Here is a 15436-nt window from a genome sequence, read left to right on the forward strand (position 1 = left end):
ACAAGGGCGCGGTCACGCAGCCGCCGCAGCCACAAGGGCGCGGTCGGGATGGGCGACGTGGATCCGCGACGGGGTCCCGGGTCGGGGGTGGGTCAGCCGCGGACGGCGCGACGGCGGTGCGGGCGGGCCGGGCGCTCCGGGCGGGCGGGGGCGGCCGACTGGGTCAGCGCCTCCTGGAGCGCCTCCCCGAGGTAGGGGCCGTCGGCCCCGAAGCGCCAGGCGGACCAGCCGTCGGCGACCGGGCGTCCGAGCGCGGCGCTGGCCGCTGATCCGGGCTCGGCGTAGGAGTCGCCGTCGACCACGATCGTGCCGTCGGCCAGCAGCCGTCCGGAGACCCCGCCGTTCTCGCCGGGCAGCACCAGGGACGCCTCGCCCACCAGGGCGACGACGGCCTGCAGCTGCTCGTGCGGCGTGAGCCCGCCCGCGGTCGGCTCGTCGGCGTCCGCCTCCGGCGGCTCGAGACGCTGCACGTCCTCCTGCTCGACGGCGGCCGTCGGCTCGGGGGCCGGCGTCGGCTCGACCGTTGCCTGTACCGCCGGTGCCGGCCTCGGCCCCGGGCGCGGGCCCGGCTTCGGCCCGGGCTTGGCGACGGGCTTCGGCGCTGACTCAGCCGGCGCAGCCTCAGCCACCCCAGCCCCAGCCCCAGCCGGCTCCACCGCACCCTCGGCGCGGCACACCCGCACGACGTCGCCCAGCAGCGGAAGCGCAGCCTCGACAACCGGCGCGACCGTCGTCGCGATCAGCAGGAGCGAGGGCCCGGCGGCGGGCCGCGCCGTCGCCCCGGACCGCAGCTGCCACCAGGCGTCCCGCACGCCGTCGGAACCGCCCGCGTGGCCCGCGGCCAGCTCGGCCGGCGCGACGCTCCGCACGGTCGCGGCCCGCGCCAGCGCGTCCACGAGCGCCTCGGGCGTCAGCTCGGCCACCCCGACCACGAGCACGACGGCGCCGCTCGCGTCGAGCGCGACGACGTCCGTCCCGGCGTCACCGGTCGCGGGTCGCTCGGCCACCGGCACCAGGGCGAGACCAGCCTCCGCGGCCCAGGCGCGAGCGCTCTCGAGCGCATCCGGCAGGACCTCGCCCGGCTCGGAGGAAGGGGCGGCGGTGGCGGCGGGATGCACGGGGATCACGGGAACAGACACCAACTCAGCAGAGGGGTGGGTGGGACGGGCGTCATTCTGCCAGAAGGAGCTGGGCGAGCGTCGTGCCCCTGGTTCCGGCCAGCTGCTCGGCCTGCGTGCGGCACGAGTAGCCGTCGGCGAGGTAGACCGCACCCTCCGGCGCCTCCCGCAGCGCGGGCAGCAGCGCGTTCTCGGCGACCGCCACGCTCACCTCGTAGTGGCCCTTCTCCATGCCGAAGTTGCCCGCCAGCCCGCAGCAGCCGGCGAGCTGCGTGACCGTCGCACCGGTGCGAGCCAGGAGCATCGCGTCGGCGTCGAAACCCATCACGGAGTGCTGGTGGCAGTGCGGCTGCGCGACGACGGTGGTCCCGACGAGCGACGGCGGCGCCCAGTCCTCGCCCGGCCCCAGCTCGGGGTCGGTGAGGAGCTCCGCGAGCGTCCGGACGGCACCGGCGACCTGCGCCGACCGGGGGTCGTCGGGCAGCAGCTCGACGAGGTCGCTGCGCAGCACCGCGGTGCACGAGGGCTCGACGCCGATGATCGGCACGCCCTTCGCGGCCGCCGGACCGAGCACGTCGAGCGTGCGCGCGAGCCGCTTGCGCGCGCCGTCGAGCTGGCCGGTGGAGATCCAGGTCAGGCCGCAGCAGGCGTCGCTGCTCGGGATCCGCACGGTGTACCCGGCCTTCTCGAGCAGCCTGACCATCGCCTGCGCCCCCGCGGGGTCGAGGTGCTCGGAGAAGGAGTCGGCCCAGAGGATCACGTCGCGCGTGCGGGTCCCGGTCGCCGCGACGCCGTCGGACGCGCCGTCGTCGGGCGTCCGCCCCCGTGCCGTCAGCGCCGTCCCGGACCGCTGGGGGAACCAGCGCGAGAAGCGATGGGTGGTGAACGCCGTCATCTTCCGCCGGCCGTCGATCCCCGAGACGGCGAACACGGCCTTTCGCAGCGGCGCGACCCGCAGCGCGAGGTTCGCCAGCCCGGCGACGGGCGGGAACGCCGTCGCGAGCTTCGCCCAGCGCGGCAGCCAGCCCAGCACGTAGTGCGACATCGGCCGCAGCTTGCCCTTGTACCGGCGGTAGGTGACCTCGGCCTTGTACGTGGCCATGTCGACGCCGGCGGGGCAGTCGCGCCCGCACGCCTTGCACGAGAGGCAGAGGTCGAGCGAGTCGGCCACCTCGGGCGCGTCCCAGCCCTGCACGAACGAGCCGTTCGCCAGCTCCTGCAACACGCGGGCGCGACCGCGGGTGGCGTTCCGCTCGTCGCCCGTGGCCTGGTAGCTGGGGCACATGAAGCCGCCCGCGCTGCTGTTGTCCGCACGGCACTTGCCGACGCCGACGCACCGGTGGACCGCCTGGGTGAGGTCCCCGCCGTCGTGCGGCAGGGCGAAGCCCTTGGTCCCCAACGTGATCGCCTGCGGGCGGCGCAGGTTGGCCGTCACGGGCGCCGGCCGCACGACGATGCCCGGGTTGAGGTGGTCGGAGGGGTCCAGCAGGCCCTTGAACTGCTCGAACAGGCCGAGCGCCTCGGGCGTGTACATGTGGTGCAGCAGCCCGCCGCGGGCGCGGCCGTCGCCGTGCTCACCCGAGAGGGAGCCGCCGTAGGACCCCACGAGCCGGGCGGCGTCGTTCATGAACGCCTCGAAGTCGGGGACGTCGCCGGGGCGGTCGAGCGGGAGGTCGATGCGCACGTGGATGCAGCCGTCGCCGAAGTGGCCGTAGGGCAGACCGTCGACGCCGTACTGCGCGAGCAGCGCGTCGAAGTCGCGCAGGTAGGCGCCGAGGTTCTCGGGCGGGACCGCCGCGTCCTCCCAGCCCGGCCACGCCTGGCGGCCGGCGGGCGTGCGCCCGGCGAGACCGACGCCGTCGGCCCGGATCCGCCACAGCGCCGCCGACTTGGCCTTGTCGGTCGTGATGAGCGAGTCGACGCAGTCGCTCGCGGCCACCAGGGCGGCCGCGTTGGCGAGCGCCTCGGTCTCGTCGGCCCCACCGACCTCGCAGAACAGCCAGCCCGCGCCGCGCGGCAGGTCGGGCACCGAGCCGACGTGCTGGCGCACGACGTCGACGAGCCGCGCGTCCATGCCCTCGATCGCGAGGGGCTTCAGGGCCGCGAGCGGGACGACGGCGTCGGCCGCGCTGGGCATGTCGGCGTAGCCGAGCACCACCAGCACGGGCGCCGTCGGAAGGGGGTGGAGCTCGACGGTCGCGCCGAGCAGCGTGACGACGCTGCCCTCGGTGCCCACCAGCGCGCGGGCGAGGTGGCTGCCCCGCTCGGGCAGCAGGTGCTCGAGCGAGTAGCCCGAGACCTGGCGGGTGAAGCGCCCGAGCTCGGTGCGCATCAGGGCGAGGTTGGCGGCCACCAGACGGTCGAGCCCGGCCACCGCCTCGAGGGCGTCGCGACCGGAGCCGGCCGTGAAGCGGCGACCGGCGCCGTCCACGACGTCGAGGCTGCGGACGTTGTCGGCCGTGCGCCCGTAGGCGAGCGCGTGCGGACCGCACGCGTTGTTGCCGATCATCCCGCCGAGCGTGGCGCGGTTCTTGGTGCTCGGGTCGGGCCCGAACCACAGCCCGTGCGGCGCGGCGGCCGTCTGCAGGCTGCTCATCACCACACCGGGCTGCACGACGGCGGTGCGCTGCTCCGGATCGATCTCGCCGATCGCGTGGAGGTGGCGCGAGAAGTCGATGACCACCCCGGGCCCGACGGCGTTGCCCGCCACGCTGGTTCCCGCACCTCGCGCGGTGACCGGGGCCCGGTGGGTACGGGCGACCTCGAGCGTGGCGAGCACCTCGTCGACGTGCCGCGGGAACGTGACGACCTGCGGGACGACGCGGTAGTTCGACGCGTCGGTGGAGTACTCGGCGCGACGGCGGCGTCCCGCGTCGGCCTCGGTCACGCGCGCCAGATCGCTCAGCAGTGCGGCCGTGGCGTCCTCCGGGGGCCGTCCGGCACCGGGCGGACGGGTGAGGGTGGTCACGAGGAGGAGTCTTCCACGGGGGTGACGAGCGCGGTCGGCGCGTCCGGTCCGTGACCCGTGGTCACCCGGCCGCGAGCCACCCGATGGAGGGCGGCGTGGTCGCGTTGGGGATCGTGACCTGGCCGAGCTCACCGAGCTGTGCCGTCACCGCCTGCAGCGGGTCGAGCTCGCTCGGCCCGGTGACCGTCGTGACCGTGGGCACGAAGTCCATCGTGCACACCGCGCCCCCGGTCTGGACGAGGTCGATCTCGACGACGGAGTCCGCCTGGCGCACGGCCTCGGGGATGAGCGGGCACGAGCTGGAACCGAACGTGATGACCAGCAGCGCGTCCCCGGCCTCGTTCCACCCGACGCCGCCGGCCGTGTCCTCGGGCGCCTCGACGCCCGCGGGCAGTCCCCGCACGTAGTCGAACGGGAGGTCGGCACCCTCGGCCCCGGCGCCGTCGCCCTCCGGGGCGTCGGTCTCCGACGCGTCCGTCTCGGGCTCGTCCGTGGGGCGCGTGGTCTCGCCGCCGCCCTCGCTCTGCTCCTGCGAGGGGGACGGGCTCGCCGAGGTCTCCTCGGGGTCGGCGGCCTCCCCCTGGGGCGGCGTGCATCCGGCGAGGCCGACGACGAGGCTGGCCAGGGCGAGGGTGGTGAGCGTTCGAGCTGCGGGGCGACGCATGAGGGACTCCTTCGACGAGTGCCTGGTCACGGTACTACCGGAGCCTGGGAGCGGCGCGGCCGTGGCCGACGCCGGTCCCAGGCTCCGGGTGAGGTCCTACTGCTGGACGCTGAAGTCGAGCTGCTCGTCGGCGACCGCGATCACGGACCACGTGCCGCCGTCGGCGTCGGTGAACTCGTAGGACGGCACGAGCAGCACGGTGCCGTCCGGCTGCCACTGCTGCGCGAGCCCGAGGCGAGCCCCCGTGATCGTCACGTCCTGCACGGGCCACGCGACCGACACCCCGGGGGCCGGGGCGGCGGGCGCCTCGGTGGGCGGCGTCCACTCCTGGGTGACGCTCGTGTCACCCTCCATCGTCCGCGCCCACCCGGTCTGGTAGCCGCCGAACCGCGGGTCGCTGAGGCGCTCCACGCCCTCCTGCTCGCTGACGACGGGGTAGGTCCCGAGATCGACGACGCCGGCGAGGCTCCCGGAGAACGAGGCCAGACCCGTCGAGGTCAGCTCCAGGTAGAACATCAGGTCCGTGCCCTGGCCGGCGACGACGCGGCGCGCCTCCGCCATCGCGGAGACGGCGCCCTCCCACGTCGGGGAGGTGAACTCGAACTGGGTGGGGTCCTCACCGATCGCGGTGAGGACCTCCTTGATCCGCTCGATGGCGGCGTCCCCGCTCGGCGCGTCCTCGGGGCGCGGCTCCTCGCACCCCTCGCACCAGGCCTGGGCGGCGCTGTCGTAGAAGTAGGAGCTGAGCGAGCCGTCGAGACCGACGTTCAGCTGCCGCGTGCCGTCCGTGAGCTCCCAGCCGCCGTTGGCGATGGCCGGAGTGCCCGCCATGCCGAGCGCGGTCGCGAGCTGCACCATGCGCTCCTCCGTCGACGCCGTCGCGGCGTCCAGCCCGAAGGCCTGGGCCGAGCGCTCGGCGGTGCTGAGACCGGTGGAGCTGAACGTGGAGCGACCGAACCCGATCATCATCGAGTCGGCGGCGCTGCGGCTGGCGAAATCAGCAGAGGCCGGCCCGGCGGCCGAGGTCGCCGCGGGTCCGACGGCGCTCTCCTCGGCCGCGCCTGCGTCCCCACCCGCCACCTGCGGCCCGCCCAGCGAGATCGGCGCCGGGGCCGACTCCGCGGAGTCGGCGGCGGAGCTGCCGCCCGAGGCTGCGGAACCGCCGAGCGCGTACCCGCTCGTGCCGACGATCACGGCAGCGGCCGCCGCGGCGACCGGGGCGTACCAGGAGCGGCGACGACGGGCGGTGAGGTCGACGGGAGCCGGCGGCTCGGCGTCGTCCGGATCCGTGGCCGTGGGGGCCGCGTCGGCGGCCGACGGCGTTCCGTCGGCGGACTCGTCGTCGTCGACCCGCGCCTCGACGACGGTCGGGAACTCGGGGCTCACCTCGACCTCGGCGGCAGGGTCGGCGGCGCGCAGTCGCGCCATCACCTTCTCCTCGACGGCGGCCGCCGCGTCGTCGTCGTGCTGGTCACCGGGCTGCGCGTCGTCGTTCCGGTCGTCGTCACGGTCGTCACCGGGAGGGGCGAACCGCCGGAGGTTGTCGTCGCTCATGTCTCGCTCCTTCGTTCGTGTCGGGGCCTGACCCCCACTGCTCCGTATGTGTGTCGCGGCCCGCGAACCTTGCGCGGACGGCGGTCGTCAGAGGTGGAGCCGGTCGGTCCAGGCTTCCCGCAGGCGCTTGCGGGCGCGGGACAGCGCGGCGTCCGCGCCTGACCGCGAGATGCCGAGCACCTGGGCGAGCTCCGCGCCGTCGAGCCCCTCCCACGCGTTGAGCAGCAGGATGTGGCGGTCCCGCTCCGCGACGGCGCCCAGCGCCCCCCTGACCTCGGCGTCGAAGATCGCCGAGATCTCCGGATCCGTGCCCACGCGCGCGGGTGACGGTCGCTCGGGCAGCTCCGCCACCGGGAGGTCGGCGTGCTTGCGGCGGTGGTTGGCGAGCGTGTAGCCGGCCGTCGTGTAGAGCCAGGGGAGGACGGCCTCGCGAGGGACGTCGTCGCGGCGTCGCCACGCGGTCACGAGCACGTCCGCGGCGAGATCCTCCGCGTCCTGCACGGGACCCCGTCGCGCGAAGTAGCGCACGAGCGCGCGCGAGTGCTCCTCGACGACGCCGGTGAACCAGCGTCTGTCCTCGTGCTCCTGGCCCATCGGCCCTCCTCAGGTGGTGCGGTGTCGACCCGTCGGTGTCGGCCGTCGGCCGACCGGCGGGCGTGCGGTCCCCTCCCACGAACATGTCGCGACCCGCCTCGATCTTGCCGCCCCGGGACGACCGATCCGTGGACCGTCCGGGCGAGCTGCACCGCGAGGCCCCCCGTGCGCTTGACTGTGCACCCGGGCGATGGGCCCGGACGAGGCGGCGGGGAGGTCGACATGCGGCAGTTCGTCCTGCTCGCATCGCGTCAGCTGGACGGCGTGGCGGACGAGGAGTACGCGGCCTTCTGCCGCTTCATGGACCTTCCGCCCGAGCGCCTCCGTCGCGTCCGGCTCGAGCAGGGACCCCTGCCGGATCTCGACCTCGACACCGTCGCCGGGGTGGTCGTGGGGGGCAGCCCCTTCACCTCGAGCGATCCGGAGGAGACGAAGTCCGACGTCCAGCTCCGCGTCGAGCGGGAGATCGGTGACCTCCTCGTCGAGATCTGCGACCGCGACCTGCCGTTCCTGGGCGCCTGCTACGGCGTCGGCACGCTCGGCGTGCACCTCGGGGGCGTCGTCGACACGACGTTCGGCGAGCCGGCAGGGGCGGTCCCCGTCACGCTGACCGACGAAGGCCGCAGCGACCCGCTGCTGGCGGGGATGCCGACCACGTTCGAGGCGTACGTCGGCCACAAGGAGGCGCTGCGCGAGGCCCCGCCCGGCAGCGTGCTCCTGGCGTCCTCGCCGACGGCGCCCGTGCAGATGCTGCGCTACCGCCGCAACGTCTACGCGACCCAGTTCCACCCCGAGCTCGACGCCGAGGGCATCGTCTCCCGCCTCCTCGCCTACCGGCACGAGGGCTACTTCGACCCGGCCGAGGTCGACGCCGTCGTCGCCCGCGTGCGGAGCGCGAACGTCATCCACACCGGCCGGATCCTGAAGCGGTTCGCGGCCCTCTACGGATGAGGCGTATCCGGTCGTAGAGCGGGCCGTTGAGCATGGTTTGAGGCTGGCTGACGCAGGCGCTCGCCCCACCCTCACGCTGTCGGCGAACAAGTCTCGACTCGGTCGTGCGCCACGACGAATCGTGCCGTAGCGTCATCCACGGTTCGGGGTCGACGTCGCCCCCTGCTCGGCCCCGAACCACTTCCTCCCCCGCACGTGACACCGACGTCACACGCGCACGGCAGGATCTCCCCCATGACCCGCACCGCCCTCGTGCTGCGACACGACCCCGGCATCGGCCTCGGCAACGTCGCGCCCACCCTCGCCTCCCACGGGTACGCCGTCACCACGATCGACACCCCGGGCGGCGACGTGGGCGCGCTCGATCCGCTCGACTGGGACGTCGTCGTCGCCCTCGGCGGGACGGAGGGCGCCTACGAGACCGACGCGCACCCCTACCTCGCCGCCGAGATCGAGCTGCTCGCCACGCGTGCCGCCGCCCGCCGACCGATCCTCGGCATCTGCCTCGGCGCACAGATGCTCGCGGCGGCCCTCGGCGCGCGGGCCTACCGCGGGGACGCCCACGAGGTCGGCCTCCTCGCCGTCGACCTCACGCCGGCCGGAACCGCCTCTCCCGTGCGACACGTCGCGGGTGTCCGGATGGTCGAGTGGCACCACGACACGTTCGACCTCCCCGACGGCGTGGAGCTCCTCGCGACGTCGCCCTCCTACCCGCAGGCGTACGGCGTCGGCCGGTGGCTGCTGGCGGTGCAGTTCCACCCCGAGGTCGACGACGTGATCCTCGACGGCTGGATCGACCGCTGGTCGGCGGAGGTGCACACGGGGCTGACGGCCGAGGACCTCCGCGCCGACGCGGCGCAGCACCTCGACGCGGCGCAGGCGGCCTCGCGGGCGATGGTCGGCGAGTGGCTGGACGGGTTGGCCGGGCCGGACGGGCCGGACGTGAAGAACGACTGACGGCCGGCTCGCGGCTCGGCCGGGCAGTCGGGGCACCCGCCGGACCGCCGTCGCCCTCGCTGTCTGCGGACGGATGGAGGTCGCCCCGGCAGCACGTCGCTGCGACCTGCAGGAACGCTGCGGTCCCTCGCGCCGGACCGATTCCGTCCGCAGACAGCGAGGTTCGTCCGTCGAGAGCGAAGCCGCACCGGTCGTCGCCCAGGAACGGCGAAGGCCCGGAACCGATGAGGTTCCGGGCCTGGTCGCCGAGCCGCCTAAGGGAATCGAACCCTTGACCTATTCATTACGAGTGAATCGCTCTGCCGACTGAGCTAAGGCGGCGACGCTACCCGAGGATCGCCCGGGCAGCGGCGTCAACTCTACTAGGCGATCGGGGGTGCTCCAAACCGGCCCGCCCGGCATCATGGACGGATGCCCACCACCGCCGCGCAGATCGCCTCCCTGTCCCGATGGATCGACGCGGGCAGCACCGGTCGCGACGCCGAGGCCGTCACCTGGGGGCGCCTGGCGAAGGTGTCCGAGGAGCAGGGCGAGGTGATCGCCGCCTACATCGGCGCGACCGGACAGAACCCGCGCAAGGGCGTCACGCACACGATCGACGACGTCGTGGAGGAGCTCCTCGACGTCGCCCTCACGGCGCTGGCCGCGGTCGAGCACCTGCGCGGCGCGCCCGGCGACTCGCTCGCGCTGCTGGACGCGAAGGTCACCGCCGTCATCGACCGAGCCCGCCCCCACGGCCTGGAGGACTGACGGCCGGCCTGCCGACGGCCTGCCGCGTTGCGCGCACCCGTGGCCGCTTCAGCCGCCGCGAAGCGGCCATCCGTGCGCGCAACGCACCTGCCCGGCGGCGGCCGGCCGGCCACCGGCGGCCGGGGCGGTCAGGCGCCGATGGCCGCCGTCAGGGCGTCCGCGACCGTGTGGTCGCCGCCCACGAGGTCCCACTGATGGTGGATCGAGCCCGCCTCGGCGAGCACGGCTGCGATCGTCGCGGCGACGTCGTCGCGCGTGACGCCGGCCGGCTCGAGGTCGACGCCGAGCTGCACCCGGTCGGTGCCGGGCGAGTCCAGCAGCGCCCCGGGGCGCAGGATCGTCCAGTCCAGGCCGCTCTCGCGGACCGCCTCGTCGGAGTCGCGCTTGGCGACGACGTAGCTGGCCCACACCGCCGAGTCCGACAGCGGCACCTTCGCGTCCACGCCGATCGCCGAGATCTGGACGTACCGACGCACGCCCGCGATCGCGCACCCCTCGAGCGACTTGATCGCGCCCTCGAGGTCGACGCTGCGCTTGCGCAGCACGTTACCGTCCGGCCCACCGCCGGCCGCGAACACGACCGCGTCCACGCCGTCGAACGCCGCGGCGAAGGCCTCGGCCTCCGAGCGCTCGATGTCGAGGAAGCGCGGGCGAGCACCGAGGTCGAGGAGCACCGCGGCCTGCTCGGCCCGGCGCACGAGGGGGACGACGACGTCGCCCCGAGCCCGCAGCAGCGGCACCAGCCGCCGCGCGATCTTCCCGTAGCCGCCCACGACGGCGACGGTCCTGCCCTGCGGTGTGCTGCTGGAATCGGTCATGCGTCCATCATGCGCTACCCGCAGACCGTTCCCTCGGCCGGGAGCTCGCCGGTCAGGAGGTAGGCGTCCACGGCCTCGTCGACGCACGGGGAGACGCCGCCGTAGATGGCGTGGCCCTCGCCGTCGTAGCTGAGCAGCCGCCCGGAGCTGAGCTGGTCCGCCAGCGCGACCGACCACGCGTGCGGCGTCGCCGGGTCGCGCAGCGCGCTGACCACGAGGATCGGGGCGGCGCCCTCGGCCGCGATCGGCTCCCGCACGACGGTTGCCTTCGCGGGCCACAGCACGCACGCCAGCTCGCCCACGGACCCCTCGCCGAACAGGGGCGAGGACGCCTCCAGGTCGCGGGCGCGCCCGAGCGCCTCCTCGACGTCGCTCGTGACCGGGTAGTCGGTGCAGTCGACGGCCGGGTAGGCGAACGGGTAGTTGGGATCGTCGGAGCCGGCGAGGGCGCCGGTGGCCCCGATCTCGTCGACGAGCGAGCCGTCCTCGCCGTCGACGACGTCGGCCAGCCCCGTCACCAGGTCGGGCCAGACGTCCGAGGTGTACATCGCCCCCTGCACGGCGTAGAGCAGCTCCCAGCCGGCGAGCTCGCCGTCCTGCGCGTCCGAGCCCAGCGGGTCGGAGTCCAGCTCCGCGACGACGTCGAGCAGCTCCTCCGCCGCCTCGTCGGGGTCGGCGGCCAGCGGGCACGCGGGCTCGTCCTGGCACTGCTCGACGAACGCGGCGAACACGTCGTCGAACCCGTCGAGCTGCTGGGACTGCAGGTCGGCGTAGCCCAGCGCCGGGTCGATGCCCGAGTCGAGCACCAGCCGGCCGACGCGCTCGGGGAACAGCCCGGCGTAGACCGCGCCGAGGAGCGTGCCGTAGGAGTAGCCGACGTAGGTGAGCTGCTCGTCCCCCACGAGGGCGCGCAGCACGTCGAGGTCGCGGGCCGCGTGCTCGGTGTCGACGTGGTCGAGCAGCGCGCCGGAGAGCTCGGTGCACCGCTGCCCGAGCTGCGCGTAGGCGGTGCGCATCTCCTCGACCGAAGCGGGGTCGTCCAGGTCGAACACGACGGCGGTGGGGTCCTCCTCTCCCGGCTCGAGGCACCGGACCTGCGTGGACGAGCCGACGCCGCGCGGATCGAACCCCACGACGTCGTACTTCGCGAGCACCTCGCTCCCGAAGATGGCGGTGGCCGCGTCGACGAGCTCGACCCCGGACTCCCCCGGGCCTCCCGGGTTGACGAGGATCGTGCCGCGGGCCTCACCCGTGGCGGGCAGGCGCTTGAGCGCGAGCCGGATCCCCTGGCCCGCCACGTCGTCGTAGTCGAGCGGGACGATCACGTCGGCGCACTCGGCGCCGTTGCCGCACGAGCCCCAGGCCAGCGGCTGCGCCTCGACGTCCGCGAGCGTCGCGAAGCCGGTCGACGACGGGGCGTCGTCGAAGCCGCCGACGTCCGGCTCGCGCCGCGGGAGCCCGTCCGGCGGCGTGCACGCGGTGAGGGCGACGAGGCCGGTCAGCGCGGCGACGACGACGGCGCGTGCCGTCCGACGTCCGGCCGGCCGTCGAGCCGCCCCCGGCGTCACGTCAGCCCTCGTCGGTCACGTCGGGCACGGGCGCCACGGGTTGCAGCATCGGCGCGCGCGACTCGTTGCACGCGCTCACGCCGGTCGCCCCGAGCAGCACCACGCCCAGCAGCAGCGCGGCCCGCAGCCGCGGGCGTCGTCGTCCGCCGTCGGCCACTCCCGTCACTCGCGTCACTCGTCCGTCTCGTCCGTCCGGTCCGGTCCCCATCGCCCTTCCCCTCATCCCTGCGGCCGCAGCGCGACCGTCATCGCCTCGACGGCCAGCAGCGGGGCGACGTTCCCCGCCAGGCGGGTCCTCGCCGTCGCGATCGCCTCGGTCCGGCGCAACGTCTGCTCGGGCGTGCTGGCCGAGGCCACCGCCCGCACGTCGGAGACCTGCGCCTGGTTCACCAGGGCGACGTCGGAGCCCACCTGGACCGCGAGCACGTCGCGGTAGAACGAGAGCAGGTCGGTCATCGCGCGGTCCAGTCCGTCGACGACGGCGCGCTTCGACCGGCGCTTCTGGTCCTCCTCGAGCTGCCGGATCTGGGTCCGGACGTTGGCCGGCAGCGTCTTCCCAGCCTCGGCCGTGTCGGCCCCGAGCGCGCGCAACAGCTCGGACTTCTCGACGGCGTCGCGCTCCGCGGAGGACGCGCTCGCCTGGGCGGTGGCCACCTCGACCAGCGCGCCCGCGGCGATCACGGCGTCGCCGACACCCCTGACCCGCGAGGCGATCTCCAGCACGCGGTCGCGCCGCGCGCGGGCCTCGGGGTTCATCGCGAGCGACGTCGCGAGGCCGATGTGGCTCTGGGCGGCGCGGGCCGCGGTGAGCGCGTCGGCGTGGTCGATCCCGTGCCGGCGCACGAGGAGGTCGGCCACGGCGTCGGCGGGCGGGACGCGCAGCGTCACGTGGCGGCAGCGCGAGCGGATCGTGGTGATGACGTCCTGCTCGCTCGGCGCGCAGAGGATCCAGACGGTCCGCGGCGGCGGCTCCTCGATCGCCTTGAGCAGCGCGTTCGCGCTTCGCTCGACGATCCGGTCGGCGTCCTCGACGACGATCACGCGCCAGGGCGCCTCGCCCGGCGTGCGCTGGGCGATCGTCACGAGGTCGCGCACCTCGGCGACCGTGATGACCGTCTTGTCGGTCGCGACGACGTGCACGTCCGGGTGGGTTCCGCGCAGCACCCGCGCGCGGGCGTTCTCCGCGACGGCGGCCGACATCCCGGCGTTCTCCTCGCCGTCGTCGCCCGCCACGAGAGCGGCGGCGAACGCGCGGGCCGCGACGGAGCGGCCGGACCCGGGCGGGCCCGTCACGAGCCACGCGTGGGTCATCGAGCCGGGGTCGGTGACGGCGCGACGCAGCACCGCGACGGCGTCGGGCTGCCCGACGACGTCGTCCCAGACCGAGCTCACGACGTCACCCCCAGGACGGGCGCGAGATGGCCCCGGATCTCGGCCGCGACGGCGTCGACGGGGGCGGACGCGTCGATGACGCGCCACCGCTCGGGCTCGTCGGCCGCCAGCGCGAGGAAGGTCTCGCGCGTGCGGCGGTGGAAGTCGGCGCCGGCGCTCTCGAGGCGGTCGAGCGAGCCCGTGATCCGCTGCGGCAGCAGCACCGGGTCGAGATCGAGGAGGAACGTCATGCGGGGAATCAGACCACCGACCGCCCACATCTGCAGATCGCGGAGCTCGGTCATCCCCAGCTCGCGGCCCCCGGCCTGGTAGGCGAGGGAGGAGTCGAGGTAGCGGTCGGTGAGGACGACGGCGCCGCGCTCCAGCGCCGGACGCACCAGGCTGGCCACGTGGTGGGCCCGGTCGGTGGCGTACAGGAGCGCCTCCGTGCGCGGGTCGACGTGCTCCCCGTGCAGCACGAGCTGCCGCAGGGTGCGCCCCAGCTCGGTCCCGCCGGGCTCGCGGGTGCGCACGACCTCGCGGTGCAGCGTCTCGCCGAGCCAGTCGCCGAGGATCGCGAGCTGCGTGGACTTGCCGGCGCCGTCGCCACCCTCGAACGAGACGAACAGGCCGGCGGGGTCGGCGGAGGACTGGGTCACGTCCCCAGGGTAGTTGGGGCCCGGGGACGCCTCTGGCGTGAGAACTGCCGGGCAGGCTTCCCCGACAGGGCGAGCAGCGTGAGGATGTCGAGCGCCGTCACCGCCAGCGCCACGCCCGCGACGATCTGGGCGTGTCCACCCCACCAGGCGACGAACTGGACGAGGATCGAGAGGCAGCCCAGCAGGAGCACCGTGAGGCGGGCCCAGTCCACCCCGCGCAGCACCATCAGCCCGACGGCAGCGGGCGTGACGGCCACGAGCGCGCCGATCACCAGCAGGATCCGGAAGCCGACCGGCTCGATCTCGAACGACCCGGTCCCCGCCTCGCGCAGGAGCGCGTCGATCCGTTCGGGCCCGAGGATCGCGAGGCCGCCCACGACGGCCCCCACGGCGACGGCCCGCGCGAACGTCGTCACCACGCCGAGGACGATCGAGGCGGGCCGGGAGATCCGCTCGAGCGGTGCGGTGTCGTCCTCCACGTCAGGGAGCTCGTAGGCCCCGCGCTTGCGGTCGTCGTCGTCGAGCGACGCCGCCTCGCGGGGGCCGACGGCGGTGAGCTCGACCACCCGGGAGGTGACGGGCGCGGGGGCGGGCGGTCCGCCGTCGGGGCCCGGCAGCGCGATGACGGGGAGGTCGCCGTCGGTGTGGACCGAGTCGCCGCCCCCGTTGCGCGAGTGGTAGCCGGTGGAGAAGTCCTCCAGCACGTGCACCGAGACCTCGGGCGCCCCGGCCAGGACGGACGCGACGATGTGGTCGCGCTCGACGTCGATGTCCGCCTCGATCTTGTGCGTCACCTGGAGCGTGAACAGCGACAGCCCCACCGCGCGGTCGAACGTGCCCGCCGCGAGCCAGTCCACGCGGGTGCCGCCCGGCAGCAGCCACCCGGGCGGGCAGCGCCAGAAGCGCACGTGGTGGCGCTTGGCCGCGTTGCCGTCGACCTCCTGCTGGTAGGCGAAGTCCTGCTGCTTGCCGAAGAGGAACAGCGGGCTGACGGGCGCCTCGGGGTAGCTGCGGCGCGTGAGCGTCGAGACGACGATCCCCCAGCTCGACCGGAGCGAGACGTCGTCGGCGCGCGTCCAGCCCGAACGCGTCATGACGTCGTGCAGCACGACCTCCTCGCCGAGCAGCGCGAGGTTGACCGGGTCGCCCAGGAGCCCGTCGCTCGTGCGGGTCCGACCGATGAAGTAGTCGGGCACGTAGACGTCGGTGAGGATGCGGTGGAGCCGCGGCAGCACCAGGTAGGCCAGCAGCGCCCAGAACACCACGAGCCCGGGGACGCCCCACCACCCCAGGCGCCAGGTGTCGGAGACGACGAGGATCGCCAGCCAGACGGCAGCCAGGCCCGCGAAGACGAAGCAGAAGCCGTCGACGACCTGGCGCAGGCGGGCGCGGCGCACCAGACGCCGGGAGGGCGCGCGCCGTCGGGGCGTCGCCGGCCGTCGCGACGGCGAGGCCTCGCTGCCC

Annotated in this window: 14 protein-coding genes and 1 tRNA gene; 3 read left to right on the forward strand and 12 right to left on the reverse strand. The window is 74.7% G+C overall.

Translation table 11 applies throughout. The features are described from left to right. Nucleotides 1-92 precede the first annotated feature (92 nt). The 5 genes from C8046_RS08260 to C8046_RS08280 all read right to left on the reverse strand — a co-directional run bounded on the left by C8046_RS08260 (nucleotide 93) and on the right by C8046_RS08280 (nucleotide 6898). On the reverse strand, nucleotides 93-1139 hold the full coding sequence (locus C8046_RS08260) for a hypothetical protein (protein WP_146197105.1): 1047 nt from the start codon (nucleotides 1137-1139) through the stop codon (nucleotides 93-95). 31 nt (nucleotides 1140-1170) lie between these two features. After that, on the reverse strand, nucleotides 1171-4086 hold the full coding sequence (locus C8046_RS08265; RefSeq protein ID WP_109229029.1) for an FAD-binding and (Fe-S)-binding domain-containing protein: 2916 nt from the start codon (nucleotides 4084-4086) through the stop codon (nucleotides 1171-1173). A gap of 61 nt (nucleotides 4087-4147) precedes the next feature. After that, the gene (locus C8046_RS08270; protein WP_109229030.1) at nucleotides 4148-4750 is read right to left on the reverse strand and encodes a hypothetical protein; all 603 of its coding nucleotides are present in this window, start codon (nucleotides 4748-4750) and stop codon (nucleotides 4148-4150) included. Between the two features lie 96 nt (nucleotides 4751-4846). Continuing rightward, a complete protein-coding gene (locus tag C8046_RS08275) occupies nucleotides 4847-6304 on the reverse strand; it encodes a hypothetical protein (RefSeq protein WP_109229031.1) in 1458 nt (485 codons plus the stop codon). Nucleotides 6305-6391: 87 nt separating this feature from the next. Then, a complete protein-coding gene (locus C8046_RS08280) occupies nucleotides 6392-6898 on the reverse strand; it encodes an RNA polymerase sigma factor (protein ID WP_109229032.1) in 507 nt (168 codons plus the stop codon). Nucleotides 6899-7120: 222 nt separating this feature from the next. Here C8046_RS08280 and C8046_RS08285 point away from each other — a divergent pair, with 222 nt between their 5' ends. Both C8046_RS08285 and C8046_RS08290 read left to right on the forward strand, forming a co-directional pair. Continuing rightward, nucleotides 7121-7849, forward strand: a complete 729-nt coding sequence (locus C8046_RS08285; protein ID WP_109229033.1) for a glutamine amidotransferase — start codon at nucleotides 7121-7123, stop codon at nucleotides 7847-7849. A 234-nt stretch (nucleotides 7850-8083) separates the two neighbouring features. Then, the gene (locus C8046_RS08290; RefSeq protein WP_109229034.1) at nucleotides 8084-8806 is read left to right on the forward strand and encodes a glutamine amidotransferase-related protein; all 723 of its coding nucleotides are present in this window, start codon (nucleotides 8084-8086) and stop codon (nucleotides 8804-8806) included. 248 nt (nucleotides 8807-9054) lie between these two features. Here the strand turns inward: C8046_RS08290 and C8046_RS08295 are convergent. Then, nucleotides 9055-9127 (reverse strand) — tRNA-Thr (locus C8046_RS08295). 90 nt (nucleotides 9128-9217) lie between these two features. Between C8046_RS08295 and C8046_RS08300 the strand changes: the two genes are divergently transcribed. Beyond that, the gene (locus C8046_RS08300) at nucleotides 9218-9556 is read left to right on the forward strand and encodes a MazG-like family protein (RefSeq protein WP_109229035.1); all 339 of its coding nucleotides are present in this window, start codon (nucleotides 9218-9220) and stop codon (nucleotides 9554-9556) included. Nucleotides 9557-9684: 128 nt separating this feature from the next. Here the strand turns inward: C8046_RS08300 and C8046_RS08305 are convergent, their stop codons facing one another. From C8046_RS08305 to C8046_RS08325, 6 genes are read right to left on the reverse strand one after another with little or no spacing between them, the layout of a single operon-like run. Then, a complete protein-coding gene (locus C8046_RS08305; protein WP_109229036.1) occupies nucleotides 9685-10374 on the reverse strand; it encodes an SDR family oxidoreductase in 690 nt (229 codons plus the stop codon). A gap of 14 nt (nucleotides 10375-10388) precedes the next feature. Further along, on the reverse strand, nucleotides 10389-11942 hold the full coding sequence (locus C8046_RS08310; protein ID WP_109229037.1) for an alpha/beta hydrolase: 1554 nt from the start codon (nucleotides 11940-11942) through the stop codon (nucleotides 10389-10391). Between the two features lies 1 nt (nucleotide 11943). Then, on the reverse strand, nucleotides 11944-12108 hold the full coding sequence (locus tag C8046_RS18415; RefSeq protein ID WP_216628973.1) for a hypothetical protein: 165 nt from the start codon (nucleotides 12106-12108) through the stop codon (nucleotides 11944-11946). A 53-nt stretch (nucleotides 12109-12161) separates the two neighbouring features. Beyond that, nucleotides 12162-13334, reverse strand: coding sequence for a DNA polymerase III subunit delta' (locus C8046_RS08315; RefSeq protein WP_109229038.1), 1173 nt, complete (start codon nucleotides 13332-13334; stop codon nucleotides 12162-12164). Beyond that, on the reverse strand, nucleotides 13331-13972 hold the full coding sequence (gene tmk, locus C8046_RS08320; protein ID WP_109229039.1) for a dTMP kinase: 642 nt from the start codon (nucleotides 13970-13972) through the stop codon (nucleotides 13331-13333). The genes C8046_RS08315 and tmk overlap by 4 nt, the downstream gene beginning before the upstream one ends. Then, a complete protein-coding gene (locus tag C8046_RS08325) occupies nucleotides 13969-15369 on the reverse strand; it encodes an LssY C-terminal domain-containing protein (protein ID WP_235866442.1) in 1401 nt (466 codons plus the stop codon). Before C8046_RS08325 ends, tmk begins: the two co-directional genes overlap by 4 nt. Nucleotides 15370-15436: the final 67 nt, after the last annotated feature.

Origin of the sequence: Serinibacter arcticus (assembly GCF_003121705.1) — a bacterium.
Classification (GTDB): Bacteria; Actinomycetota; Actinomycetes; order Actinomycetales; family Beutenbergiaceae; genus Litorihabitans.